This is a genomic window from Neisseria oralis, from assembly GCF_045062685.1.
Lineage (GTDB): Bacteria > Pseudomonadota > Gammaproteobacteria > Burkholderiales > Neisseriaceae > Neisseria > Neisseria oralis.
Genome location: NZ_JBJGEB010000008.1, coordinates 43,598 through 69,289 on the forward strand (window position 1 = coordinate 43,598; position 25,692 = coordinate 69,289).

Here is a 25,692-nt window from a genome sequence, read left to right on the forward strand (position 1 = left end):
TCAGACGACCTTTCGGGATGTTTGGCTGACAGGGTAACGCGTTTTCCGTGGGTGTATGGGTTTGGATAAATTATTATGTGTTGATTATGATGAAATATTTTCTGTTCGACAGTATTTTAAACAGTGTAACTCTCAAAAAAAAGCACCCTGATTCGTTTGGAATCCAGGTGCTTTCTTTTTCATCTCTGCCTTACACTTTAGCAGCAGCGGCAACTTCGGCTGCGTAGTCGACAACGGCTTTTTCGATACCGTCGCCTACTTTGTAACGTACGAAGCTGATGATTTCAGTGCCGTTTTCTTTAGCGAATTGGGCAACAGTTTGGTCAGGGTTCATTACGAATGCTTGGCCGTTCAGGGTGATTTCGGCCAAGAATTTGCGGATACGGCCTTCAACCATTTTAGCGGCGATGTCGGCAGGTTTACCGGAAGCGATGGCTTGCTCGGTGTAGATGTGGCGTTCTTTTTCGATGGTTTCGGCATCTACTTCGGCTTCGGTTACGCATTGCGGTTTGGCGGCAACGATGTGCATACCGATTTTACGCGCTACGTCTTCAGAGCCTTTGAACTCAACCAATACGCCTTCGGTAGCCAATGCACCATGGATGTAGGCAACCAGTTGGTTGGCGGTGTCGATGACTTGGAAGCGGCGGACAGACATGTTCTCGCCCAATTTGGCGATGATGGCTTTGCGTTCTGCTTCAACCAGTTCGCTCAGTTCTTCAACGGTAGCCGGTTTTTTCTCGGCAGCGGTTTTCGCAACGAAGTTGGCGAATTCTACGAAGCCTGCGTCTTTGGCAACGAAGTCGGTTTCGCAGTTTACTTCAACCAATGCGCCGACATTGCCGTTGATGGCGTAAGCCAATACGCCTTCGGCAGCGGTACGGCCGGCCAGTTTGCCGGCTTTCGCGCCGGATTTGATGCGCAGGATTTCTTCGGCTTTTTCGAAGTTGCCTTCGGCTTCAACCAAGGCTTTTTTGCATTCCATCATGCCCAGGCCGGTAGCGGCGCGCAGGTCGGCAACCATTTTTGCAGTAATTTCTGCCATTTTGAATCTCCTAGATTTTGGGGAAACACGGGGTATCCGTGTTTGGGAATGGGGTCGTCTGAAAAGGTTTTTCAGAACGGGATTTGAGAAAAGGGGCATAACGCCCCTCTTCGGTTTGCCGGATTACTCGGCAGCAGCTTCTTGGGCAGCGGCTACGGTTTCTTGCAGCGCTTGGTTTTTACCTTCCAAAACTGCGTCGGCGATGCCGCGGCAGTACAGGCGGATGGCTTTGGCGGAGTCGTCGTTACCGGGGATAACGTATTTCACGCCGTCAGGGCTGTTGTTGGTATCGACTACGGCGATAACGGGGATGCCCAGTTTTTCAGCTTCGACCAAAGTACCTTTTTGGTAGCCGGTGTCGATAACGAAAATCGCGTCAGGCAGGCCTTTCATGTTTTTGATACCGCCCAAAGAACGTTCCAGTTTTTCAACGTCGCGTTGCATTTCCAGAATTTCTTTTTTGCCGAAACCGCTTTCAGCAGCGTTTTCCAAAGCAGCGGTTTTTTCTTCCAGACGTTTGATGGATTGCTTAACGGTTTTGTAGTTGGTCAGCATACCGCCCAACCAACGGTGATCGACGAAAGGCATACCGGCGCGGGTGGCTTCTTCGCGGATGATTTCGCGCGCCTGGCGTTTGGTGCCGACGAACAGCACGGTGCCTTTGTTGGCAACCAGACGGCGTACGGCTTCCTGCGCTTCCAAGAACATCGGCAGGGTTTTTTCTAGGTTTACGATGTGGATTTTGTTACGCGCGCCGAAAATGTATTGCTCCATTTTCGGGTTCCAGAAACGGGTTTGGTGGCCGAAGTGAACGCCGGCTTCAATCATCTGACGCATTGTAATTTGAGACATGTTTTTCCTTAAAGGGTTAGAGGCACACATTCAATCGCATAGAACTTGGCGCGAGGGCCAAGCACCCTTCGGCGAAAGTGGGCGTAGTTTAAAAAATAAACGCTTCCGAAATGGAAAGCGGTGGGATTATATAGGAATACGGGCCGTCTGAAAAGGTGTAACGGCTTGATTCTTCATTCGTCGGCCGCTGGCGGCGCGGGCGGCGGCGGCGCGGCTTCCGCCTGCTTCATGCGCTTGTTGCGGCGGCGGATTCTGACGGCGAATACGGTGAACAGGCTGGGCAGCACGGCCCAGAAAACTAAGTAAATCAACGCCCGCGCGATACTCGGCTGGGCGGCAGAATACATCACGGCAACGAAAAGATAGCCGATGGCGACGATGTGCCACATGGTTCGGATTCCTAGAACGGATGTTTTATAATTTTGAAATTCTACAATAAAAGGCCGTCTGAAAAATGGGAAATCAGGAAAAATCGGAACTGCGCCGCCGCCTGCGCCGCGCCCGCGCGCAGTTGTCCGGAGACGAGCGGGCCGCCGCCGAACGCGAAATCGGCCGGCTGCTCAAACGGCGCATCAAACGCGGCGGCAGAATCGGCGTGTATTGGCCGATGGGCAGCGAGCTGCGGCTGGACGGTTTTGTCCGCGCGGCGCAAAAACGCGGGGCTAAACTGTATCTTCCTTATATCGAACCGCGTTCGCGGCGGATGTGGTTCACGCCCTATCCTGCCGACGGAGTGAAACAAGAACGCAAGCGTGGCAGAGCGAAGCTGCATGTGCCGCAGTTTGCGGGGCGCAAAATCCGCGTGCACGGTTTATCTATATTATTGGTTCCGATTGTCGGCATCGACCGCGAAGGCTACCGCTTGGGACAGGCTGGCGGTTATTATGATGCGACGCTCTCGGCGATGAAACACCGTTTGCAGGCAAAAACCATAGGCGTGGGCTTTGCCTGCCAACTGGTTGACAGGCTGCCGCACGAAGCGCACGATGTCCCGCTGGACGGTTTCGTTTCGGAACGGGGCGCATTGGCATTCCGGCGTTTCAGACGGCCTGTCCGCAGGAGAACATCATGACCGGATTCAACGACAAACCCACCCTCTCTTTCAACCGCGTCCGCCTCGAACCGCTGACGCTGCAACACGAAGACGGCCTGCGCGAAGCCGTGTGCGACGGCAAGCTGTGGGAGCTGGCGGTTACCTCCGCCCCCGCGCCCGACCAAGTGGCGGCGTATATTCAGACGGCCTCGGCCACGCGCACGGCGTTTGCCGTTATCGACGAGCGCAGCGGCAAGGTGGTCGGCTCGACCAGCCTGTACCACATCGACGAAGCCGTCCCGCGCGTGGAAATCGGATTCACATGGTATGCGCAATCCGTACAGCGCACGCACGTCAATACGAGCTGTAAGCTGATGTTGCTGACCTATGCGTTTGAAACGCTGGGTTGCGTCTGCGTGGGCTGGCGCACCGATATTCTGAACACGGCGTCGCAACGCGCCATCGAACGGCTGGGCGCGCAAAAAGACGGCATCCTGCGCCGCCACCAAATCCGCAAAGACGGCAGCGTGCGCGATACGGTGATGTACAGTATGCTGCGCGAAGAGTGGCCGGCGGCGCAGGCGGCTTTGCGCAAGCGGCTGGAACGGGGGACGGAAGCCCGATAAACAAAGGCCGTCTGAACATTTCAGACGGCCTTTGCTTTTACAATCGACTGTAAAGCGCAAACAAAGTCTTTGCATTCCGCCAAAAAATCCTCTAAATTCTGTAATACCCTGTTGTCAGCCGACGCGCATACAACGGAGGAATGAAAATAAATAACCACAAAGGCTGAAAGACAGCCTGATATTTAGGAGTATAACCATGACTGAAGCAACAGACGTCATCTTGGTTGGCGGAGGTATTATGAGCGCCACTTTAGGCGTTCTTCTGAAAGAACTCGAACCCTCGTGGGAAATCGTCCTGCTCGAGAGGCTGGACGAAATCGCACAAGAATCTTCCAATCCGTGGAACAACGCGGGCACGGGGCATTCGGCCTTGTGCGAACTGAACTACGCGCCGCTGGGTGCCGACGGCAAAGTCCATCCCGAACGCGCGCTCAACATTGCCGAACAATTCCAACTCAGCCGCCAGTTTTGGGCGTCGCTGGTCAGCGAAGGCAAGCTGGCGGACAACTCGTTCATCAATACCGTTCCCCATATGTCGCTGGTCATGTGCCAAGACCATTGCGACTATCTGCAAAAACGCTTCGACGCATTCCGCAGCCAAAAGCTGTTTGAAAAAATGGAATTTTCCACCGACCACGCCCGAATCGGCGAATGGGCGCCGCTGACCGTCGAAGGCCGCAGCGAAGGGCAGCCGCTGGCCGCCACCTACGCCGCCGAAGGAACGGACGTCGATTTCGGCAACCTGACCCGACAGATGGTGAAATACCTGAAATCCAAAGGCGTGAAACTCAAATGCGGCCTGCACGTCGAAAGCGTGGACCGCGAATCCGACGGCGCATGGGCCGTCAAAACCACCGCCACCAGCGACCCCAAACAACGCCTGACGCTGCGCAGCCGCTTCGTTTTTCTGGGTGCGGGCGGCGGCGCACTGACGCTTTTGCAGAAATCGGGCATACCCGAAGGCAGGGGCTACGGCGGCTTTCCGGTGTCGGGGCTGTTTTTCCGCAACCACAACCCCGAAACCGCGCAACGCCACAACGCCAAAGTATACGGACAGGCTTCGGTGGGCGCGCCGCCGATGTCGGTTCCCCACCTCGACACGCGCCATGTGGACGGCCAGCGTTACCTGATGTTCGGCCCCTACGCGGGCTTCAAACCGAATTTCCTGAAACAGGGTTCGCTGATGGATTTGCCGCAATCCATCCACCTGCACAACATCTACCCGATGCTGCGCGCGGGCTGGGACAATATGCCGCTGACCAAATACCTCTTCGGCGAACTGCGCAAAACCAAGGAAGAGCGGCTCGCGTCGCTGCTGGAATACTATCCGCAGGCCGACCCCGACGACTGGGAATTGATTACCGCCGGCCAGCGCGTGCAGGTGATTAAGAAAGATTCGGAAAAAGGCGGCGTGTTGCAGTTCGGTACGGAACTGGTCACCCACGTCGACGGTTCTCTGGCCGCCCTGCTGGGCGCGTCGCCGGGCGCGTCCACCGCCGTGCCGCTGATGATACGGCTGCTGCACGAATGCTTCCCGAAACGCGCCGCATCGTGGCAGAGCCGCCTGAAAGATCTGGTGCCGGGCTACGGGGTCAAACTCAACGACAATCCCGATCTGGCCGAGGAAATCCTCAGCCATACGGCGAAAGTGTTGGGCATCCACCATTAAAGGATTGCATTGCCAAACGCAAAGGCCGTCTGAAATGTTCAGACGGCCTTTGTTTTTGTTATCGGTATCGGGTTGGAGGGGACGCCAGCCCGACTTATTATTCGATTGCAGCGGAATCGCCGAAAAGTGATCACAATGTTAGGATGCGGTAACGACGGGTTTTCAGACGGCCTTTTTATCGCAACGACAACCTCATCCCTTCCCCCCATCTCAATCAATATCGTGTTTGTTTAAGTAAAAACACAAACTGATTCCGAACCTTATGCTCATTGGGGAAGTCGCATCATGTAGCTTTAAAGAAAGATTCGCTATGCCTACCGTCCATCCATACATCTTGATTTTTATTATTTGTATCGCCCTCGTTATTGCCGTCGGCATCCATCAACAATGGATTCAGACCGAACGGCAAACCAACAAACGTATCTTTTGGCTAGGCATCGGCATCGCCCTTGCCTCAAGTATTTTTGCCGCCGTCGCCGGCTGAATCCTGCCCATCCGGTTTTGCACGCACAACCCAATCAAGCTGTTTCTTTTAAAGAAATTTATTTTCAGACGGCCTGCACCGCTTTGGCGACTTCCTGCGCCATACGGCTGCTCGCACCGCGGTGCTGCGCCACGAACGCCTGCGCTTGGGCGGCAAATCGGGCGCGCAGGCTGTCGTCCGAGAGCCATGTTTCCACCGTCTGCCGCCACTCGTCCGCGCTGCCGACCTGTACCGCCGCGCCCGCTTTCAGCGCGTTTTCGCAGGCGGAAGAAAAATTGTAGGTGGAGAAGCCGAACACGGTGGGCACGCCGCAGGCTATCGGTTCGATGATGTTCTGGCAGCCGCTGTCGACCAGGCTGCCGCCGACGAAGGCCGCGCTGCCGGTCAGGTAATACGCGAACAGTTCGCCCATGCTGTCGCCTATCCACACCTGCGTCTGCGGCGAAACCATCGCATTGTCGCTGCGCTTTTGTACGCGGAAGCCGAGCGACCGCGCCGTATCATAGGCCGTCTGAAACCGCTCCGGATGGCGCGGCACGACGACCAGCAGCGCATCGCCGCGGTATTGCCGCCAAGCCGACAGCAGCAGCTCGGTTTCGTCTTCGCCCCGATAAAACCGCGTACTGGCGCACACCGCCACCGGCCGCCTGCCGATGCGTTCGGCGAAACCGGCCGCCAGCGCGCGCATTTTGTCGGGCGGGGAAATATCGTATTTGGTGTTGCCGCAGACGTGCACGTTGGACGCGCCGATCAGGTGCAGCCGTTCGGCATCGGCCGCGGTTTGCGCGAAGCAGCCGCTCAGGGTCTGCATCGCCGGTTCGACCAGCCCGCGCACCTTCAGGTAGCCGCGTTGCGATTTTTCCGACAGCCGCGCGTTGGCAAGGAACAGCGGCACGCCTTCTTCGGCGCAGCCGTGCATCAGGTTGGGCCAGATTTCCGTTTCCATCAGTACGCCGAACAGCGGGTTGTGTTCGCGCAGAAACTGCCGCACCCATTCGGGACGGTCATAGGGCAGATAACGGCATTGTGCGTCGGGGAACAGTTCCTGCGCGGCGGCGCGGCCGGTCGGCGTCATCTGCGTCAGCAGCAGCGGCGCGTCGGGGAAATGCCGGCGCAGTGCTTCCGCCAAGGGCTGCGCGGCGCGGGTTTCACCCACGGAAACGGCGTGTATCCACACGGGGCGCTGCACGGGGTCGGACAAAGGTTCGCCGAAACGCTCGCCCCAGTTTTCCAGATAGGCGGGCGACTTGCGTCCGCGCTTTTTCAGATAGCGGCGGATGAGCGGCGGCGCAAACTGCCAGAGTCGGGTGTAGAACCAGCGGTTTATCATGGATTTGGATTTGCCCGGAAAATGTAGGAAATGCCCATTCTAACGGATTTGCGGGGGATTGGGGAGGACGGGGCCGCTCGGAGGGGCCGTCTGAAAACCGGTTTTTCAGACGGCCTCATCGTCCGAAACATTCGCCCTGCGTTCCATCAGGTGCGCTCTGAGCCGTTGCAGCTCCCGCGTGTCCAGCCAGCGGCGGCGGGTGCGCTGGAGCAGGATCGCCAGCGCGGCCACCTCCATACGCATGTTGGTACCCAGCCATAAGAAGCCCTGCCACTCAAACGGCAGATGCTGCGCCAGCCGTCCCAGCCGCGGATTGATGTCGGTATCGATGCGCACGCGCCGCGCGTAATGGCCTTTGAGCAGGCGGGCGGTCAGGCGCAGGTCGCGCTGCAAACGCTGGAAATGGCTGTCGAGCAGGCTGCGCTCTTCCGCACTCACGTCGGGCGGCGACAGTTTGGCGGCGGTGTTCAGCAGCAGCTCGGTGCTGTTGACGATTTTGCGGTGGGCATGCTGCATGGCCTCCATCATGGCGGGGCTGATGTGGCTTTCGCCCGATGTGGCGGCAAGGTGGCTGCGGCTTTTGACCATGCGGGCGTTGATTTGGCGCATTTTGATCATGTTCTGCTCCAGCCGCTCGCGGGTCATGCGCCTGCCGTTGCCCACTTCGGCGAGGATGCGGCTGCATGCGGTCAGGTTGTCGGCCAGCATGAACCGCCACATCAGGGTGGATTTCAGCGGCAGCAGCTTAGCGGCACCGATGGCGATGACCGCGCCGAGCAGCACGTTGAACGCGCGCATCAGGCCGCTGTCGAGCCATTCCGTGCCGTTATCGCCGATGAGCATACACATGGTCAGCCCCGCCAACATCGGGATATAGCCGTTTTTGCCCACCGCCGCCCAACCCGCCGCCGCACTCGCCGCGCCGACGGTCAGGTAAAACGGAAGCCCGCCGTGGAAATAATGCTGGTTCAGCCACAATACGGCCAGCCCCGCGCCCAACCCGATAACCGTGCCGAGCATACGTTCCACCGCTTTGGAGTAAATCGCGCCCTGAAACTGCAACATGCCCAACACGACGAACACGGTCATGCCTATCCATTCGCCGTGTTTCAGGTGGAACGCGCGCGCCACCGCCGTGGCGAACAGCACCGCCATCCCCAGCCGGACGGCGTGTATCAGCCGGCTGTAACGGTAGCGTTCGTAGGCGTTGAGCCAGCGTTCGGCAAACGGGATGTGCAGGGGGAGTTTCATGGCGGGGCGGGGATAAAGTCCAAAGGGCGCGGCTTTTGCGCAAAGGCCGCTATATTAAACCGAAACGGGAAAATTTTATACGGCGGCGGGCAGCGCAGGCCGTCTGAAAAGAGGGTTCGGACGGCCTGCCGCATGTTCGCGCATCCTAGCGGAACAAGGCCGCATACGCCCTGCCCTGCCGCGCGCAATCCGCCATCGGCGACGGATAGCCGTGCGTGTCCACGCTGGCGCGGGCCAGCCACGGGGCATGGATGACGTCTTTGGGCAGGTGCGCCAGTTCGGGAACATAGCGGCGGATGAACGTGCCGTCGGGATCGAGCTGCTGCGCCAGCAACACCGGATTGGCGGTGGCTCCGGAAAACAGGCCGGCCACGCCTGCCGCCTCCTGCCAGTTGCCGGTATTGGAAGCGGGGTCGTAATCGGTCAGACAGCGCGCGAACCAAGCCGCGCCGTGCCGCCAGTCCGCCAGCAGTATCCGGCACAAAAACGCGGCGGCGGCGGCGCGCAACGCCGGATGCAGCCAGCCGGTGGCATTCAGGCTGCGCATGGCGGCGTCTATCAGCGGGAAACCAGTCTGCCCCTGCTGCCAGCGCGCCAGAACGTCTTGGCCACCCGGCCATTTTATCTCGCGGTATTCGGGGCGGAGGGCTTCGGCGGCGGCTTCGGGACGGTGGAACATGACCTGTCGGAAAAAATCGCGGCGGACAAGATTGTCCAGCCATTGCGCCGCACCCCGTTTTGCCGCGGCCTGCGCCAGTTCGCGCGGCGAGAGGCAGCCGGCGGCAAGATAGGCGCCGACCCTGCCCGTGCCTTTTTTGGCGGGGAATCCGCTCATGAGCGGATAGTTGCCGATGTCGGCGGCAAACCGCGCCCACTGCCGTCGCCCCGCCGCCTCGCCGCCCTGCTGCTGCCGCTCCTGCGGTGCGGTTTCGGGCAGTGCCGGAAACGGCGGCAGGATTCCGAAGGCCGTCTGAAAACCGACGGGCAGGCTTTCAGACGGCCTTCGGTCTGCAAAACGCTGCGCAAAAGCCCGCAGCCACGCCTGCCGGTACGGCGCAAATTCAAAATACGGCCGGCCGTGTTCGTCCATTATCTCCGCTCTGGCAAACACCGCGCCGTCGTTGACGCGCTCAAACGCACGGCCTTGCGCGTCCAGCACCCGCCAAATCCGGTTGTCGCGCGCGGTTTCGTCGGCCATACAGCCTTCGTCGGCCACCACCGCCGCCGCGTCCAGCTCGGCGGCAAGCCGCGGAATATCGGTTTCGGCCTCCTGCGCGACAAACAGCGGAATGCCCCGTTCCGCCAGCGCACGGTGCAATTCTGCCGCCGAAGCCCGCAGAAACGCCGCCTGCCGCGGGTTGGCCGCATCCGCCGCAAACACGCCCGCCACCGGCCGCCCGCGCCGCACGGCGGCGGCTAAGGCGGCATTGTCGGTAAGGCGGAGGTTGCGGCGGAACCAAACGAGTGTGGGTTTTTGCATGGTGAGGCCGTCTGAAAAGATGGGATAGAGGATTTTAACAGAATCAGCCGAGGAAGGACGGCTGCGGGACTCAGGCAGGCGGTATCGCGGGTGTCGGGAAGCGGGAATGCGCATCGTCATGCCCGTGCGGGTGAAAATCCAGAAAATCAGGCCCAAGGATTTTTTATCTCCGGCCGCTTCGGCAAGGGCGAGGCCGGATTTCTACCTGCGCGGGAACGACAGGGCAAGCCATGCAACCGGTTTAAAGGTTTAAATTGGCGCACGGGCGGGAATGCGGCGGCCGGTATGTCTGCTGCTTTACCGATTTGCCGCACGGAGAAATATCCGTATTCCGAATTTTCATAACGTATCAGAGGCCGTCTGAAAAATTTTCAGACGGCCTCTGATTTGTTCTCCGCCCGATCACCCTACCAATGCGACGCCATATTGTCGCGGTGGATAAGTTCGTCTTCGTGGGCGTAGCCTAATTTTTCGGCGATGCGCTCGGACGGGGTTTGCAGGATTTTGGCGGTTTCGCCACTACTGTAATTGGTCAGGCCGCGGGCGATTTCTTTGCCGTCGGTATCGAGGATGGCAACGAGTTCGCCGCGGTGGAAATGTCCGTCCGCGCGGATGCAGCCGACGGGCAGCAGGCTGGCGTGCTGTTCGGTCAGGGCTTTTGCCGCGCCGCTATCGACGGTCAGGCTGCCGGCGGTTTGGACGTGGCCGAGCAGCCATTGTTTGCGGGCGGCGACGCGGCTGTGCGCGCTGGTGAAGAGCGTGCCTATGCTTTCGCCTTGTTTGAGGCGGACGAGGACGTCGGGTTCGCCGCCCCATGCGACGACGGTGGCGGCTCCGCTGAGTGCGGCACGTTTGGCGGCGGTCACTTTGGTGTACATGCCGCCGGTGCCGACGCTGCTGCCTGCGCCGCCTGCCATGCTTTCGAGGTCGGGATGGTCGGCTGCGATGGTCGGAATCAGTTTGGCTTGCGGATTTTTGCGCGGGTCGCTGTCGTACAGGCCTTTTTGGTCGGTCAGGAGGACGAGTGCGTCGGCTTCGATGAGGTTGGTTACGAGCGCGCCGAGGGTGTCGTTGTCGCCGAGTTTGATTTCGTCGGTGGTAACGGTGTCGTTTTCGTTGATGACGGGAACGATGCCTTTGGACAGCAGGGTTTGCAGGGTGCTGCGGGCGTTGAGGTAGCGGGTGCGGTTGCTCAGGTCGTCGTGGGTGAGCAGGATTTGGGCGGTGCGGATGCCGTGCGGTGCGAACGCGTTTTCGTAGGCTTGGGCGATGCCGGTTTGCCCGACGGCTGCGGCGGCTTGCAGTTCGTTGATGGCGGTGGGGCGTTTGCTCCAGCCCAGCCGTTTGATGCCTTCGGCGATGGCGCCGCTGGAAACGAGGACGGTTTGCACGCCTTGTTTGCCCAGTTCGGCGATTTGCGCCGCCCAGCGGTCGAGTGCGGCTTGGTCTATGCCTTTGCCGCCAGCGGTAACGAGGCTGGAGCCGACTTTGACGACGAGGGTGCGGATGTTGGAGAGGTTTTGCAGGGACATGGTTTTTCTCGTGTGTTCGGGGTGGCGGAATGGTCGGGAGGCCGTCTGAAAGGTTTATTCGCGGTTGCGTGCATGCCAGAAGTAGCGCCACACGAAACAAGGGAAGGCGAATATCAGGTAAAGGCAGACTACGGTGGCGTAAAACTCCCAGTCTTGTTGGTGTACCGCGCCGGCGCGGGATTCGAGGATGTAGGCGAGGACGGCGGTCAGGATGAAGCCTGCCGCCAATTCGACGAGGTGATGCCCGATATGTTTGCGCTTGAGCGGGAGTACGCCGAAAAACTTGGTGGTAACGAAGGGGGCGTTGGCGAAGATGAGTGCCAATACCAAAAGGATGTACATGGATGCGGTCATGATGGTGTGTCTTTCTGTTTTCAGACGACCTTTTTGATTCAAAAGGCCGTCTGAAAAAACAATCTTGAGCTGCGTATCTTAACAAAAACGGCAGCCTCTGACACGGCTGCCGTTTCGGTTCATCGCTTTACAAGGTGTTTTCCAAAGCCCTAGCACACCAGTCAATCACCGTTTGCGGCATGATGCCCCACAAAATCAGCAGGAACGCGTTGACGCTTAGGAAGAATTTGGCGGCATAGTTGCTGCCGACGGGTTGGTCATGGGTGGATTCGTCGAAATACATGACTTTAACCACGCGCAGGTAGTAGAACGCGCCGATTAACGACATCACCACGGCGAACACGGCAAGTACGATGTATGTGCTGCCCGCCATGGCGGCGTTTTGGGCGGTCGATGCGCTCAACAAAGCCTTAATCACGCCGAATTTGGCGTAAAAGCCCATCAGCGGCGGAATACCCGCCATCGAGAACATCGCCAGCAGCATCAGGAAGGCAAACCAAGCATGGCGTTGGTTCAAACCCGCCAAGTCTTTGATTTCTTCACACTCAATATTGTCAGTGGACAATACCATCAATATGCCGAAACCGACTGCCGCCATCAGCGCGTAAGTAATGGCGTAATACAAGCCCGCCGCGAAACCGACCGCCCCCGCCATAAACGCCAGCAGGATAAAGCCCATATGCGATATGGTGGAATAGGCGAGCATACGTTTGATGTTGGCCTGCATGATGGCGGCGAGGTTACCGATCAAAAGTGATGCCACCGCCAACACGGCGAACATCTGCGACCAGTCGTGATGCACTGTTCCCAAACCAGTAACCAAGATGCGGAAGGCAAAGACGACGGCGGCGATTTTCGGCGCCGTACCGACAAACGCGGCAACGGATGTCGGCGCGCCGTGGTACACGTCGGGCACCCACATATGAAACGGCACCGCGCCCAGTTTGAACGCCACCGCCACGACGATAAACACCAGCCCCAGTTTCAACAGCCATTCGTTGGCAAGTTCGCTGTAAGACGACGCCAAAACAGTGGCAAACTCCAGCGAACCCGTCGCGCCGTACACCATCGAAATGCCGTAGAGCAGCAGGCCGGAAGCCAGCGCGCCCAAGACGAAATATTTGAGCGCGGCTTCGGCGGAACGGCCGGAATCGCGGCGCAGTGCAATCATGGCGTAAAGCGACAGCGACAAAAGTTCCAAACCGATGTAGGCGGTCAGGAAATGCGCCGCGCTCACCATCACGCTCATGCCTAACAGGGCAAACAGCGACAAAGTATAAAACTCGCCTTTAAAAATACCGCGCGCCTGATTATAGGGCTTGCTGTAAATAAACAGCCCGAAGGTCAGCCCGTACAGCACCAGCTTGGACAGGCGCGACATACCGTCGGCGATATACATCCCGTGAAACGCCAACGTACTGCCCTGCTCCCACACCGCCAGCTGCGTAACCGCCACGATAATAACGGTTCCCAAGCTCATCAGATGGGTCAGATAGCGGTTTTCATCGCTAATCCACAAATCTGCCAGCAATACGGCAATCAAGAGCGCAAACAGCACGATTTCGGGCATGGCAGGCATTAAGTTCAAATCAATCAAGTTCATTCGCACACCTCAAATCTTGCTTTGCGCCACATGGGCAATCAAATCGTTTGCCGCCTGATGCACCACTTCGATAAACGCCTGCGGATACAGGCCCATACCCAATACCGCAACCGCCAAAATCGCCAGAATCGCAAATTCGCGGCAGTTGATGTCTTTCATATCGGCAACGTGCGGATTACCGACCGCACCGAAAATCACGCGCTTATACATCCACAGCGTGTAAGACGCACCGTAAATCAGCGTCAGCGCCGCCAGCGCGCCCACCCAGAAATTCACTTTGACCGCGCCCATAATTACCATAAACTCGCCCACGAAGCCCGAAGTCGCCGGCAGACCCGCATTCGCCATCGCAAACAGCATCATAAAAGCCGCAAACTTGGGCATCACGTTCACCACGCCGCCGTAATCGGCGATATTGCGCGTGTGCAGGCGGTCGTACATCACGCCGATGCACATAAACATCGCCGCCGACACGAAACCGTGCGAAATCATCTGAATGACCGCGCCTTTCAACGCCCAGTCGTTCAACTGGCCGTTAATGAACAAGAACATCCCCAAGGTAACGAAACCCATATGGCTGATGGATGAATACGCCACCAGTTTTTTCATATCGGTCTGCACCAGCGCGACCATGCCGATATACACCACCGCAATCAGGCTCAACACGATGATGACCGGCGCGAAATAGCGCGACGCATCGGGCAGAATCGGCAGGATGAAGCGCAAAAAGCCGTATGCGCCCAATTTCAGCGTAATCGCCGCCAATACCATCGAACCGCCCGTCGGCGCCTCAACGTGGGCATCCGGCAGCCAAGTGTGCACGGGGAACATCGGCACTTTCACCGCAAACGACAGGAAAAACGCCACAAACAAAAGCTGTTGCACGCCCAGCGGAATCTGTTTGATGTTTTGGAAATCCTCAATCGCAAAGCCGCCGACTTGGTAAGACAGATACACAATCGCCACCAGCATCAGCAACGAACCCATCAGCGTATAGAGAAACAGCTTCACCGACGCATACACTCGGCGCGGACCGCCCCACACGCCGATAATCAGGTACAGCGGAATCAGCATACCCTCGAAGAACACATAAAACAGCAGGGCATCCCGCGCTGAAAACGCGCCGTTAATCAGACCCGACATGATTAAAAACGCCGCCATATACTGCGCCGGACGCTTCTGAATCACTTCCCAACCCGCCAGCACCACCATCAGCGTGATAAACGCGTTCAGAATGACAAACAGCACCGAAATACCGTCCACACCCAGCGAATAGTTGATTCGCAAAAGCGGAATCCACTCGTGGAACTCGGTAAACTGATAGCCGCCACTCAAACGGTCGAAACCCGTAAACAAGGGCAGCGTTACCAAGAAACCGGCAAGCGCACCGATTAAAGCGAGCACGCGGGCAAGCGGCGCACGGCTGTCCGGCCCCGTCGCCAAAACCAGCACGCCCGCAGCGATGGGTATCCATATTGCCAAGCTGAGTAGGTAGTTGGAAAACATAGTGGTTAACCTGTGGTTAAAATAAAAATATAGTTGTATGGGTTGGTTTTTCAGACGACGTTTTAAGAGGCCGTCTGAAAAAGGTTTGTTCAGGCTTCTGCTATTTGTCTCGAGCTAATTTTGCCGAATCTTCCAGCCTCATTCTTTCATGTAAATATTTGATCTTATTAACATCGGTATCGTGGGATAAGATTTCTAAATTATTCACACTGGCAGTCGCATAATGAAACATATCGAATTTACGTTTTTCTAAATTCTTCGGCGTCTTATCACGTTCGGCTTCAAACTTATCAAAGCGGTACAGATTACTTGCCAAATCAGAAACATTCTGTGTAATGTCCAAAGATTCAAACTGTGCCAAAACACCGGTCAATCGAGACAATTTCTCAGATTTTCCCCAATCCACACCGCGCAAAACTTCATAACGGATAAGCGGGGTAATCACAAAACGGTTGTCATCCTGTTGCAACTTTTCCGCCATATCGCTCAATACGGCTTTCCGCTTTTCTTCGTCACTGTCATCATCCGCCAAATAAACCAAGTAATTGGTATCTAAAAGATAAACCGTCATTATTTATCCCCTAATCCGCCCAATTCCTGACGTACCAATTCCAATAAGGCTTTTTTTGCCTGTTCTTGATCACGTTCTTGGACGCGTTCTATCTTCTTCTTATTCAAATCCACGCCGAATGCTTCGTTGAGCAAATCCACAAAAGAAGCATTACTTGGATAGTCAATCATCTTGCCATAGACCACCCCGTCCTTGCTACGTGCCAAACGGTAGGCTTCTCCCTGCTCCAACTGACTGATGACCAAAGACGAATGCGTGGTAATAAAAAACGTTGTGTTCGGAAACAATTTTTTCAGCAGCGGCACGATTTTGATCTGCCATTCGTTGTGCAAATGGCTTTCTATCTCATCAATCAGCACCACGCCGCGCACATTGGCAATTTGCTGCTCGTTGGTAAAGTAACTGTATCCCGCAACAATAGATTGCATAATTTTCAAAATAGACGTAAACCCGCTGGATAATTCTGACAATTCGCGTTTTTGATTATCCAACTTGATGAATATACGATCATCTCCTTTAATTTCTAAAAAATCAGGTGCAATACGACCATCAAATTGATTAAGAAGAAACAGTAAAGTATCAATTTCAATTTTTCGATTATCTTCGTTTGCCTGATACGGATTGGCTGATCGGGCGCGCTGGATAATCCATTCTTCTAAATCGTTTTCCATATTTAAGGATTTAAGCGAGAATGAACTATGGCCAGATTGAAAAACAGAAAACAAATTCCCCAGATATTTGCTTGCACGCCCTTGAGAACTTCCCAACGACTGAGTTTGGAAGTTTGTTTTTTTTACCCACCCACGACTCTGTGCCGCCAAATATACAAAAGGAAGTTGATGTTGATACCCTGAGAACAAAACGTCTTCGTTAATATTAAAGCCCTGATTACTACGCTCTGAAAAGCGCCTAAAATCCTCATTTTTTCCATTAGGCAATTCAACTATTTTCAAAGGTAAACGTTGCAAATCTATCCAACTAAAACCTATGTTTATGTTCGCCATTCGATAAGTAAACAACAATACCGTAAACAAACATTCCAAAAATTTGGTCTTACCGACACCATTCTCGCCAATCATCGTATAAACACGCTGATTGGGCTGGAAATCTACCTGCATCGTGCCGACACCGGTTACATGCTCAAAACGAACTGTACCGTCAAACAGCCGTTTATCCATATTATCTGCCCTTCTATTTTTCAGACAGCATGATTATCTGAAATGTCAGATGTCGTCTGAAACTCTAATCTATTGCCGCCTGAAACTTTTTTCAGACGACCTCAAACACTGCCTTCTTTCTCGATCACCAAAATCCGTGCTTCGCCGCATGGATGGGCAACGTGTTCCGTACCGATTCCTGCGTAGAAGATGTCGCCGCTTTTCAACCGAACGATGTGTTCTTCGCCGTTTTCTCGGTAGTGCATATCGACTTCGCCGTCCATCACGGCAAACACTTCCTCGCCGTCGTTGACGTGCCATTTGTAGGGCTGGTCCGTCCAGTGCAGGCGCACAGTAGTGCCGTTCATATTGGCGATGTCGAGTGCGCCCCATGCGTGGGGAGCGGTAAATTCGGCGGAGCGGATGGTGTGCGTGTCGGGCATTTTCGCGTCTCTTTGATTCTGTATCTAGATAAACCTGTCAATACAACTGTTTATTAAATCCCGTCATTCCCGCGCAGGCGGGAATCCAGAACGTAGATTTTAGGAAATCTTTTTCCTTGACAGGTTTATGCGCCGATAGGTCTGGATTCCCGCCTGCGCGGGAATGACGGCAGTCGGCAAATTCCGTATCTATCCAAGTAAATCAATTATGACCGAAATGTTGACTGCCCCCATCAACACGGTTGGTTTCCATCTCCAGTTTAATGAACGCATCAATCATACTGCGCCAAACTGCTTCGGCAACTTCGGGCGACAAACCGGCCTTTTCGGCATAGGCACGGCGCGAGGCAATCACTTGCGCTACCCGTTCGGGCGCGGAAACCGCCTGCATATCGTTTTTAGGTTTCAGACGGCCTGCCTGCCGTACCAGCTTCTGCCGGCGGGCGAGTAATTCTATTAATTCCTTGTCCAAACCGTCGATGGCTTCACGGACTTCGTTTAGGGTTTGCGGTAATTTGTCTTCAACCATTGTTTCTCATGTTTCCTTTTTCAGACGACCTAAACGTCGTCTGAAAATCTCATCTTTACCTGAGCAATCCTGATATGCCGTACTATTTTTCTTTTTCATGTCGGATACAAGTATCCGACCTACAACTTGAATGGTTCTTTTTCAGACGACCTCTACACCGACTACAGACAGGTCGTCTGAAACCCCGCCTTTATCTGAACAATCCCCAGAAAGTCATGCCGAGCAAGACCAATACGCCGAACACCATAGCGGCGGCGTAGGTGTAGATAAAGCCGGTTTGGACTTTGCGTATCTGAGCGGCAATCGCGCCGACCAGTTTAGCGGAGCCGTTGACGATGCCGTTGTCGATAATGGCGGTATCGCCGACTTTCCAAAAGAAGTTGCCCAATGCGCGCGTGCCTTTGGCGAAGACGTTGAAATACAGGGCGTCGAGGTAGTATTTGTTTTCAAACAAAACGTAAACCGGACGGAACGTCTGCGCGATTTTGGCGGGCAGGTGCGGCAGTTTGACGTACAAAAGCCATGCGCTCAATACGCCTGCGATTGCGAGGTAGAGGACGGGCGAATGCAGGCTGTGCGACACCATCGCCAATGCGCCGTGGAACTCTTCCTTCATGATGTGCATGGTCGGATGCGCGTCGGCGTTGACGAAAATCACGTCTTTGAAGAAATCGCCGTAGAGCATGGGTTCGATGGCGATGTAGCCGATGATGACGGACGGAATCGCAAGCAGAATCAGCGGCAGGGTAACGACCAGCGGGCTTTCGTGCGGATTGTCGTTTTTGCCCAAGCCGTGATGTTCTTCGCCATGGTCGTCCGAATGGTGTTCGGGCAGGCTGCGCCATTTTTCTTCACCGTGGAACACCATAAAGTATTGGCGGAACGCGTAAAACGCGGTAACGAAAACGCTGGCGAGGACGGCAAAATAGGTAAAGCCGCTGCCCGGCAGGGTGCTATATTTCGCCGCTTCGATAATCGAATCTTTGGAGTAGAAGCCGGAGAAGAACGGCGTACCAATCAGCGACAAGTTACCGATCAGCATGGTCAGCCAAGTAATCGGCATGTATTTTTTCAGATTGCCCATGTGGCGCATGTCTTGGTCGTGGTGCATACCGATAATGGCGCTACCCGCCGCCAAGAACAGCAAGGCTTTAAAGAAGGCGTGGGTCATGACGTGGAACATCGCCACGGAATAGGCGGACGCGCCCAGAGCCACGGTCATATAGCCCAGTTGCGACAGGGTGGAATACGCAACCACGCGCTTGATGTCGTTTTGAATCACGCCCAAGAAGCCCATAAACAGGGCGGTAATCGCGCCAATCACCATAATGACCGACAGCGCAGTGCTGCTCATTTCGTAAATCGGCGACATGCGCGACACCATGAACAGACCCGCCGTAACCATCGTCGCGGCGTGAATCAACGCAGAAATCGGCGTCGGGCCTTCCATCGAATCGGGCAGCCAGACATGCAGCGGGAATTGAGCCGATTTACCCATCGCGCCCACAAACAGGAGCAGGCAGGTTACGGTAATCAACGACCATTCCACACCGGGGAAAAGCTGGATGGTGGCATTTTGTACGTTGGGCAGATAGGCGAATACGTCCTGATAGCGCAGGCTGCCGCCGAAATAGGCAAGCACCAAGCCGATACCGAGCAAAAAGCCGAAGTCGCCGACGCGGTTGATCAAAAAGGCTTTCAGATTGGCGAAAATCGCACTCGGACGTTTGAAATAGAAACCGATCAAGAGATACGACACCAAGCCCACCGCTTCCCAACCGAAGAAGAGCTGGATGAAGTTGTTGCTCATAATCAACATCAACATGCTGAATGTAAACAAAGAAATATAGCTGAAGAAGCGTTGGTAGCCGACTTTTTCATCGTGCATATAGCCGATGGTGTAGATATGCACCATCAACGACACGCCCGTTACCACGACCATCATCATCGCCGTCATCGTATCGACCAAGAAGCCGACGGAAAAATCCAAACCGCCCATCGTCAGCCAGGTATAGACGTTCTCGTCAAACTTGGCGCGGCTGCCGTCGATAAAGCCCCACAGCACATAAGCCGACAGCACGGCGGACACCGCCACGCCGAGTATCGTAACCGTATGCGCGCCGGCGCGTCCGATTTTATTGCCGAACAAACCCGCAATCAGCGAGCCTGCCAAAGGCACGAGGGCAATGATGAGATATAAAGTCATGTCGTTCATTTGATTGAATCCGATTGATTTAAAAATCTATGTTTGTTTCGTACAAAATTACTTCGGAAAAACAAATCCAACACGCTCCAATCGTTTGCGTGCCACAGCTAATTGCTCTTCAGTAAATAAATCACACCACGGCTTTTGTAACACCAGATATTCCATACTGTATTTCAAGGCGTGGACTCCGCCACCACTCAAAATTAGCTCTGTAAAACCGGTCTGAGTCTTCTTTTCCCCCGTACTCAATAATTTATCCGCCGCCTCTTTACCACCAAATTCATTTACAATTTGTAAAAATCGTGTCGCCTTGTAAGGTTGCGGCAAATTCAAAGCCTCCTGATAAATATTTAACATGGCTTTATGAAATTCTTGTTCTAACTGATTTTTATCCATCATTCTTCTTTCAATATTTCAGTCTCGTAGGTCGGATTCTCGAATCCGACAAATCTGCCTGTTTCCCCAAAATGTCGGATACAAGTATCCGACCTACCGCTTAAGGTCGTCTGAAGCCGTTTTTCAGACGACCTTTACCCTTTCTTATACCCTTCGTAATAATACGACTGCTCGATTCCTTTAAAGATGATTTCGCGGTTGTCCACATCGTCGGTCAGGTTGTCCTTCAATAGAAAGCGCAGTTCTAAATCGTTGACGGGGCTGCGTTCCATCGCCTGCAAATACAGAGTTTTGCTTACATTTTGCCAGTTTACGACTTTTTTCAGGTTTTTCTTCAGCACCAAGTCCAGCCAGATGCGGGTGCTTCTGCCATTACCCTCCAAAAACGGATGAGCAATGTTCATTTCAACATATTTGGCGATGATTTCTTCAAAAGTCCGCTCAGGCATCTGCTCGATTTTAACCAAAGCCTCTTTTAAATACATGGCGTTGGCAAAACGGAAACCGCCTTTGGAAATGTTGTCTTCCCTGATTTGACCCGCAAAATCATATAAGCCGCCGAACAGGTAACGGTGAATCTGTTGCAGGCCCGCGGTGGTACCGACTTCGATACGGTCGATGTCGCCGCTTTCAAACAGGCGGCAGGCATTGTGCAGGCTTTGTTCGTCTATGGATTTCATCGTTTTCCTATCGGGTTTTCAGACGGCATCGGCGCCTTGTCGGGCCTCGACCAAACCTACCTTTATTACCCTTTCAACTCGTCCAAATCGGCAACATTAATCGTTTGTCGGTTACGGTACACCAGCACCATAATCGCCAGACCGATGGCGGATTCGGCAGCGGCGACGGTCAGTACGAAAAATACAAAAATCTGTCCGGCGGTATCGCCCAGATGCTGCGAGAAGGCGATAAAGTTGAAGTTCACCGCCAAAAGCATCAGCTCGATCGACATCAGCAAGACCAGCACGTTTTTGCGGTTCATAAAGATGCCCATCGCGCTGATACCGAACAGGAGCGCGCCCAATACCAAATAATGCGTCAAGGTAATCATGCTTTGCCCTCCTCTTTCGGCTTGAGGTCGTCTGAAACTTCGTTTTCTTCCGCAGATTCGGTTTGCGGTTTCACGGCTTCCATTTTCACCAAGCGCATACGGCCTTGGTCGGCGCGCACTTTAACTTGGTCGGCAGGATCCATGCGTTTCGGATTGGTGGTTTTGCGGTGAACCAGCGCAATCGCCGCCACCATACCCAACAGCAGCAATACCGCCGCCAGTTCGAACGGCAGCAGATAATCGGTATAAATACGGCTGCCCAAATCGCGGATGTTGTTGTAATCGGCTGGAATGTCTTTCATCAAACCAAATGCAGCAAGGTCGGTTTTCGGGTTGACCAGAATCAGAATCAGCGCAACCGCCAACAGCGTACCGACCACACCGGCAACAGGCGCATGACGCCAGAAACCGGCGCGCATTTCCTCGATGTCGATATTCAGCATCATCACGACGAACAGGAACAGCACCATCACAGCGCCGACATACACGACCACCAGCGTAACGCCCAAAAACTCCGCCTGCATCAGCATCCAAATCATCGCGCTCACGCAGAAGGTCAGCACCAGATGCAAAGCGGCGTGGACAGGGTTTTTCGCGGTAACGGTACGCAGCGCGCCGTATAGCACGATGGCGGCAAGGATATAGAACAGAATCGCGGAAAAAGTCATTCGTCTGCTCCTTAACGGTACGGCGCGTCAGCGGCTTTGCGTTTGGCGATTTCGGCTTCGTATTTGTCGCCGATTGCCAAGAGGATCGGCTTGGTCATGTGCAAGTCGCCTTTTTTCTCGCCGTGGTATTCAAAAATATGCGTTTCCACAATCGCATCGGTCGGACAGGCCTCTTCGCAGAAGCCGCAGAAGATGCACTTGGTCAGGTCGATGTCGTAACGCTTGGTGCGGCGCGTGCCGTCTTCGCGTTCTTCCGATTCGATGTTGATCGCCATTGCCGGACACACCGCCTCGCACAATTTACACGCGATGCAGCGTTCCTCGCCGTTCGGATAACGGCGTTGCGCGTGCAGGCCGCGGAAACGCACGGATTGCGGCGTTTTCTCTTCGGGGAAATAAATCGTGTCTTTGCGGGCGAAAAAGTTTTTGAGCGTTACGCCCATGCCTTTTACCAACTCGCCCAAAAGAAAGGTTTTTACTAGGTTTGCCATGCTGCATTCCTTTACATGGTTTTTATTTTCAGACGACCTGCTATTTGCAAGTCATCCTTTATTTGAATTCGATTAAAACATATCCCTGCTTACGGTATTCGGCAGGTGTATTTTTCGCCATTTTGGCGCATAACCGTTCTCCGCATTTGATAATATCCGCCTGTCCGAGTAATTCCAGATTTTCCACGCTGGCTTTTTTCTCACGGACAACCTGTCCGTAATACCAACCCTGCCATAGGGAAACACCAATAACGCAGACCAATGCAGCAGCGGCAAGGTACCCGATTCTCAACAATACCGAACGGCTGGCGACATCCAAACGATTTTGGGCGACGGCGGAAAAACCTGCAAAATCTTCCATATGCTTTTTCACATCATCAATTTCCGCCCTCAAATCATCCAATCCTTCCTGACTGCCTTTCTTGATATTGCGCCGCAAGTCACCCGACACGGCAGCCATCTGATTAGAAACCTCATCGGCAACCAACCGATTGACTTCCGACAGCCCCTCTTCCAACCTTCTGATACCCTGCGCCTGCAATGACAAGGCTTCGGTACTCTGCTTCTGAAGCTCCTGATGTAGTGCCGAAATATTGATGATTAATTGCTGTAATTGCCGTTCGTCCATCACTTTTCCGAATGTTCCGAATAACTTTGTTATCTTTTCTGTCTCGACAGGCCGTCTGAAACCTTAAACCCGTCAGCCTATGCTCATACCGCGCGAGTGGCTCTGCGCCATCCTTTCCATTTCGCGCTGTCTTGCCTGTTCTTCAAACTCCCGCTCTGTCCGCTGAGCCGATTCCATACTCTCCTGCATCCCCGTCAGCGAAGCATTCCGCGCATTTACCGATGCCGTCCTGAAATCGGGGAAGGATTCGTCGCCGATGTTGACTTGCCCGTCCGCGACGGAAATCATCGAAACGCATTTCATCCTGCTGCGGCAGCCTGCCGCAGCCAATGCCGCAGCCGTATTGTCCAATGCCTCTTCGCGGTAGCGGATACCTTGTTCCTGATAATATCCGGCAAGCTGCTCCCTACTGTCTTTGTACAGATTCCGAAAACGGTCAGACATATCCTCCATCTCCAACCTTTGAAAACGGTTCGGCAGCATCTCTTCCCCGTATCCCGGATTGCGGCTAAGGAATGCCTGCGCCGTCATGGCGGATTCCCTCTGTATCTGCCGTACATCGTCCCTACCCATAAAATCCGACAGGGCGGTTTGGTCGCCCGATTTCAGGCGGGCTATCAGATCGTTGGTGGCGGACAGGAAATCGTCTTGTTTGGCAGCCGCCGTGTATTGCATTTCCTGCGCCTGCTCCGCTTCCGAAAACAGCAAGGGCTTGAACCTGCTGACATTGCGAATCCACTTTGTAGCTTCCATACGGTCGGCTTCACTGATTCGCCGAACATTGACCGTCATCACAGGGGTACCGTCATTGTCTTCTACCTTCGTATTCTCTATCCGCCCCCCCTTCTTATCGAAATAGATATGCCCTTGCGCATAATCTTCCACCGCCTGATACAACGTTGCACTTTCGGTCAGCGCGCCTATACCGCTGCCACGCGTCGCCAACAGTTTCTGCCAGATTTCTTCCTGCCTCCGCTCCCCTTCGTACTTCCCTATCAGCTTCATCGGAGTTTCCAGCGTCCAGTTGTCGATGGACAAACCGTTTTTCTCAAATACTTTTTCGTGGAATCTGCGCATTTCCTTAAAATTAACATCTCGGGGAGGTTCACCCAATCGGCTTTCCAAAAAATTCAGATAGCCTTCCGCCATCCCCACACGAATCCGATTCAATTTTTGTTCGGAAAACGTTTGCCCCGAAGAATCCTTCATAAACATCACCGCTGCCCGACCCGTCGTCTCCCCTTTCGGCAGGCTGCCCCAAGTCATGCCCTCCGCTTCCGCCACGCCTTTCGCCCAGCCGGCATAGTTGTAGCCTTTGGACAACAAGTCGGAATAGGTTCGGACAACGCCTTGGATATGGTTCTGCTTGATGTCGTTTTTGTAACGGTCAATATCTTGCTGCGTCAGCGGTCTCATTTTTTGCCTCCTGTTGTTTTACGATGGGCATCTGCCTTTATATCTTTATCGGCAGCTTCCGCAAAAGCCAAAACTGCTTTTCCCGCCTGTTCCTCTATTTTTCGCCAATCATATAAGCGGTGGCGGCTATAAAGCATACCTAAGGCAATATCCAATCCCTTTTCCCTAAACATAACATCATGAGAACAAGGCGGATTGGGTACATCAGTGTTTGTAGCACATGCAATATAACTGAGTACACGACCGTCCTTACCTCGACTAATGAATATATCATCTTCATTATTCCCCGGTTCGTTCCGATACGGTATCCCTGTCTCAGGATTAATACCTAAAACTCGATACTGTTCCAAACCGTAAAGATCTCCATCCGGCAACCTGACATACCGCCTGTATGGAGGATTAGTTGTTCTTAAACGTGTTGCCAACAAACGGTCAAACTTATCGGGGAGAGGCGCATCCATAGGATTCAGATTATTGCCCACTCCAACTAATACCCACGGTCTCCCTGAAGCCTTCAATTCATCGTAAAAACCGTCATCATGGCGTATATCGCGGATAACGCCCGTTTCGTAATTCAGGTAAAAGTCAAATCCCGTCAACACCGAATCATACGTCCTCGGCGGGGCTTTGTATGTCTCCCAGTCTTTTGAAAACGCCGTCGGCGTATCAGTATAGGAAACATCCTGAACCTGATAGGAAGACATCCTAACCTTCCTGCCGCCCAATGTGCCGATCTTGTAGGAATCCTCCGGCACTTCCACCCTGCCCTTGTCCGAAAAGACTGCGTCTTGTAGCTCTCTTTGGGTTTTCCCGATCAAGAGGCCGTCTGAAAAGGAACATACCGACAACGTTGCCAACCCGAACAGCAAACACAATCCCAGCAGCCATTTCTTCATCTTATTCCCTGTTTCTCTTAATTACTTATCAAAACAACAAAAAAATACCCAACAACGATGTAACTGCACTCAGAACAAATGACCATAGCGCAGATTGTGTAAAGATTTTAGGTTTTGTCCATACCCAAAAGATAGATACCACAAAAGATACCGTACACCAAGCAAAATACATCCACCATAGAGCCCCGGCCTTCGGATCACCCAAAGAACCTATTTTGCAGGCGAAATAAATATGGACTGCTGTTATAGCAAAGGCGGAACCGGCTACCGCAAAACCTCGTATACGCATATAAAGCACGCAAGATAATAACAATCCGCACCAAAAGAGCAAAATGTTGAGGGAGAGCAATAAAATCTCATTTATATTGGACGGAGTGGTAACGTAACCTACCGATATGCAAGGAACTATCAACCCAACCAATATGCTTAAAGCTGCAATCTTTTTTTCTTTTGTCATTCAATTTTTATTCCCTAT

28 protein-coding genes are annotated in these 25,692 nt (G+C 54.0%); 4 read left to right on the top strand and 24 right to left on the bottom strand.

Annotated elements, in window-relative coordinates; all coding sequences use genetic code 11:
* Positions 1-190: 190 nt before the first annotated feature.
* The 3 genes from tsf to ACI43T_RS08555 form a co-directional block, all read right to left on the bottom strand.
* Positions 191-1,045 (bottom strand): translation elongation factor Ts, encoded by an 855-nt coding sequence (tsf, locus tag ACI43T_RS08545; RefSeq protein WP_003759406.1) that lies wholly within the window; start codon positions 1,043-1,045, stop codon positions 191-193.
* 123 nt (positions 1,046-1,168) lie between these two features.
* Positions 1,169-1,897, bottom strand: coding sequence for a 30S ribosomal protein S2 (rpsB, locus tag ACI43T_RS08550; protein ID WP_009175016.1), 729 nt, complete (start codon positions 1,895-1,897; stop codon positions 1,169-1,171).
* A 173-nt stretch (positions 1,898-2,070) separates the two neighbouring features.
* The gene (locus ACI43T_RS08555) at positions 2,071-2,286 is read right to left on the bottom strand and encodes a hypothetical protein (RefSeq protein WP_377081635.1); all 216 of its coding nucleotides are present in this window, start codon (positions 2,284-2,286) and stop codon (positions 2,071-2,073) included.
* A 65-nt stretch (positions 2,287-2,351) separates the two neighbouring features.
* On the opposite strand from ACI43T_RS08555, the gene ACI43T_RS08560 reads away from it, so the two are divergent.
* The 4 genes from ACI43T_RS08560 to ACI43T_RS08575 all read left to right on the top strand — a co-directional run bounded on the left by ACI43T_RS08560 (position 2,352) and on the right by ACI43T_RS08575 (position 5,709).
* Positions 2,352-2,969 carry a 5-formyltetrahydrofolate cyclo-ligase gene (locus ACI43T_RS08560; RefSeq protein WP_377081637.1) on the top strand — a complete coding sequence of 206 codons (618 nt, stop codon included), beginning with the start codon at positions 2,352-2,354 and terminating at the stop codon, positions 2,967-2,969.
* The gene (locus tag ACI43T_RS08565) at positions 2,966-3,556 is read left to right on the top strand and encodes a GNAT family N-acetyltransferase (protein ID WP_377081639.1); all 591 of its coding nucleotides are present in this window, start codon (positions 2,966-2,968) and stop codon (positions 3,554-3,556) included. Before ACI43T_RS08560 ends, ACI43T_RS08565 begins: the two co-directional genes overlap by 4 nt.
* 196 nt (positions 3,557-3,752) lie before the next feature.
* Positions 3,753-5,225: a malate:quinone oxidoreductase gene (locus tag ACI43T_RS08570; RefSeq protein ID WP_405386515.1), complete on the top strand. Its 1,473-nt coding sequence runs from the start codon at positions 3,753-3,755 to the stop codon at positions 5,223-5,225.
* Positions 5,226-5,535: 310 nt separating this feature from the next.
* Positions 5,536-5,709 (top strand): hypothetical protein, encoded by a 174-nt coding sequence (locus ACI43T_RS08575; RefSeq protein ID WP_405386517.1) that lies wholly within the window; start codon positions 5,536-5,538, stop codon positions 5,707-5,709.
* 64 nt (positions 5,710-5,773) lie between these two features.
* Here ACI43T_RS08575 and waaA read toward each other — a convergent pair whose 3' ends face one another.
* From waaA to ACI43T_RS08680, 21 genes are all read right to left on the bottom strand, one after another.
* Positions 5,774-7,039: a lipid IV(A) 3-deoxy-D-manno-octulosonic acid transferase gene (waaA, locus tag ACI43T_RS08580; protein WP_314107414.1), complete on the bottom strand. Its 1,266-nt coding sequence runs from the start codon at positions 7,037-7,039 to the stop codon at positions 5,774-5,776.
* Positions 7,040-7,144: 105 nt separating this feature from the next.
* On the bottom strand, positions 7,145-8,290 hold the full coding sequence (locus ACI43T_RS08585) for an FUSC family protein (RefSeq protein ID WP_405386520.1): 1,146 nt from the start codon (positions 8,288-8,290) through the stop codon (positions 7,145-7,147).
* 145 nt (positions 8,291-8,435) lie between these two features.
* Entirely contained in the window at positions 8,436-9,926 is a 1,491-nt protein-coding gene (locus tag ACI43T_RS08590; protein WP_405386522.1) for a cryptochrome/photolyase family protein, read from the bottom strand.
* 251 nt (positions 9,927-10,177) lie between these two features.
* Positions 10,178-11,302 (bottom strand): glutamate 5-kinase, encoded by a 1,125-nt coding sequence (proB, locus tag ACI43T_RS08595; protein ID WP_405386524.1) that lies wholly within the window; start codon positions 11,300-11,302, stop codon positions 10,178-10,180.
* Between the two features lie 54 nt (positions 11,303-11,356).
* Positions 11,357-11,656, bottom strand: coding sequence for a DUF2818 family protein (locus ACI43T_RS08600; protein WP_405386526.1), 300 nt, complete (start codon positions 11,654-11,656; stop codon positions 11,357-11,359).
* Between the two features lie 127 nt (positions 11,657-11,783).
* Positions 11,784-13,259, bottom strand: coding sequence for an NADH-quinone oxidoreductase subunit NuoN (gene nuoN / locus ACI43T_RS08605; protein ID WP_039404494.1), 1,476 nt, complete (start codon positions 13,257-13,259; stop codon positions 11,784-11,786).
* A gap of 9 nt (positions 13,260-13,268) precedes the next feature.
* Complete coding sequence (locus ACI43T_RS08610; RefSeq protein WP_060974819.1) at positions 13,269-14,765, bottom strand: NADH-quinone oxidoreductase subunit M; 1,497 nt, start codon at positions 14,763-14,765, stop codon at positions 13,269-13,271.
* A gap of 100 nt (positions 14,766-14,865) precedes the next feature.
* Positions 14,866-15,336 (bottom strand): type II toxin-antitoxin system VapC family toxin, encoded by a 471-nt coding sequence (locus tag ACI43T_RS08615; protein ID WP_405386529.1) that lies wholly within the window; start codon positions 15,334-15,336, stop codon positions 14,866-14,868.
* A complete protein-coding gene (locus ACI43T_RS08620; RefSeq protein WP_405386531.1) occupies positions 15,336-16,514 on the bottom strand; it encodes an AAA family ATPase in 1,179 nt (392 codons plus the stop codon). The genes ACI43T_RS08615 and ACI43T_RS08620 overlap by 1 nt, the downstream gene beginning before the upstream one ends.
* 101 nt (positions 16,515-16,615) lie before the next feature.
* A complete protein-coding gene (locus ACI43T_RS08625) occupies positions 16,616-16,936 on the bottom strand; it encodes a cupin domain-containing protein (RefSeq protein ID WP_405386533.1) in 321 nt (106 codons plus the stop codon).
* A gap of 202 nt (positions 16,937-17,138) precedes the next feature.
* Positions 17,139-17,465 (bottom strand): chorismate mutase, encoded by a 327-nt coding sequence (locus ACI43T_RS08630; RefSeq protein ID WP_405386535.1) that lies wholly within the window; start codon positions 17,463-17,465, stop codon positions 17,139-17,141.
* A 190-nt stretch (positions 17,466-17,655) separates the two neighbouring features.
* Positions 17,656-19,680, bottom strand: a complete 2,025-nt coding sequence (nuoL, locus tag ACI43T_RS08635; protein ID WP_405386537.1) for an NADH-quinone oxidoreductase subunit L — start codon at positions 19,678-19,680, stop codon at positions 17,656-17,658.
* A gap of 48 nt (positions 19,681-19,728) precedes the next feature.
* Positions 19,729-20,070, bottom strand: coding sequence for a hypothetical protein (locus ACI43T_RS08640; RefSeq protein ID WP_002215633.1), 342 nt, complete (start codon positions 20,068-20,070; stop codon positions 19,729-19,731).
* A gap of 131 nt (positions 20,071-20,201) precedes the next feature.
* On the bottom strand, positions 20,202-20,747 hold the full coding sequence (gene fic, locus ACI43T_RS08645; protein WP_405386540.1) for a protein adenylyltransferase Fic: 546 nt from the start codon (positions 20,745-20,747) through the stop codon (positions 20,202-20,204).
* 65 nt (positions 20,748-20,812) lie between these two features.
* The gene (nuoK, locus tag ACI43T_RS08650; RefSeq protein WP_002215628.1) at positions 20,813-21,118 is read right to left on the bottom strand and encodes an NADH-quinone oxidoreductase subunit NuoK; all 306 of its coding nucleotides are present in this window, start codon (positions 21,116-21,118) and stop codon (positions 20,813-20,815) included.
* On the bottom strand, positions 21,115-21,786 hold the full coding sequence (locus tag ACI43T_RS08655; RefSeq protein ID WP_039404433.1) for an NADH-quinone oxidoreductase subunit J: 672 nt from the start codon (positions 21,784-21,786) through the stop codon (positions 21,115-21,117). The genes nuoK and ACI43T_RS08655 overlap by 4 nt, the downstream gene beginning before the upstream one ends.
* 11 nt (positions 21,787-21,797) lie before the next feature.
* On the bottom strand, positions 21,798-22,277 hold the full coding sequence (gene nuoI / locus ACI43T_RS08660) for an NADH-quinone oxidoreductase subunit NuoI (protein WP_002216341.1): 480 nt from the start codon (positions 22,275-22,277) through the stop codon (positions 21,798-21,800).
* A 58-nt stretch (positions 22,278-22,335) separates the two neighbouring features.
* Positions 22,336-22,905, bottom strand: a complete 570-nt coding sequence (locus ACI43T_RS08665; RefSeq protein ID WP_405386545.1) for a hypothetical protein — start codon at positions 22,903-22,905, stop codon at positions 22,336-22,338.
* A 72-nt stretch (positions 22,906-22,977) separates the two neighbouring features.
* On the bottom strand, positions 22,978-24,321 hold the full coding sequence (locus tag ACI43T_RS08670; protein WP_070636168.1) for a hypothetical protein: 1,344 nt from the start codon (positions 24,319-24,321) through the stop codon (positions 22,978-22,980).
* On the bottom strand, positions 24,318-25,217 hold the full coding sequence (locus ACI43T_RS08675) for a hypothetical protein (protein WP_405386547.1): 900 nt from the start codon (positions 25,215-25,217) through the stop codon (positions 24,318-24,320). Before ACI43T_RS08675 ends, ACI43T_RS08670 begins: the two co-directional genes overlap by 4 nt.
* 28 nt (positions 25,218-25,245) lie before the next feature.
* A complete protein-coding gene (locus ACI43T_RS08680) occupies positions 25,246-25,674 on the bottom strand; it encodes a hypothetical protein (protein WP_405386549.1) in 429 nt (142 codons plus the stop codon).
* Positions 25,675-25,692 lie beyond the last annotated feature (18 nt).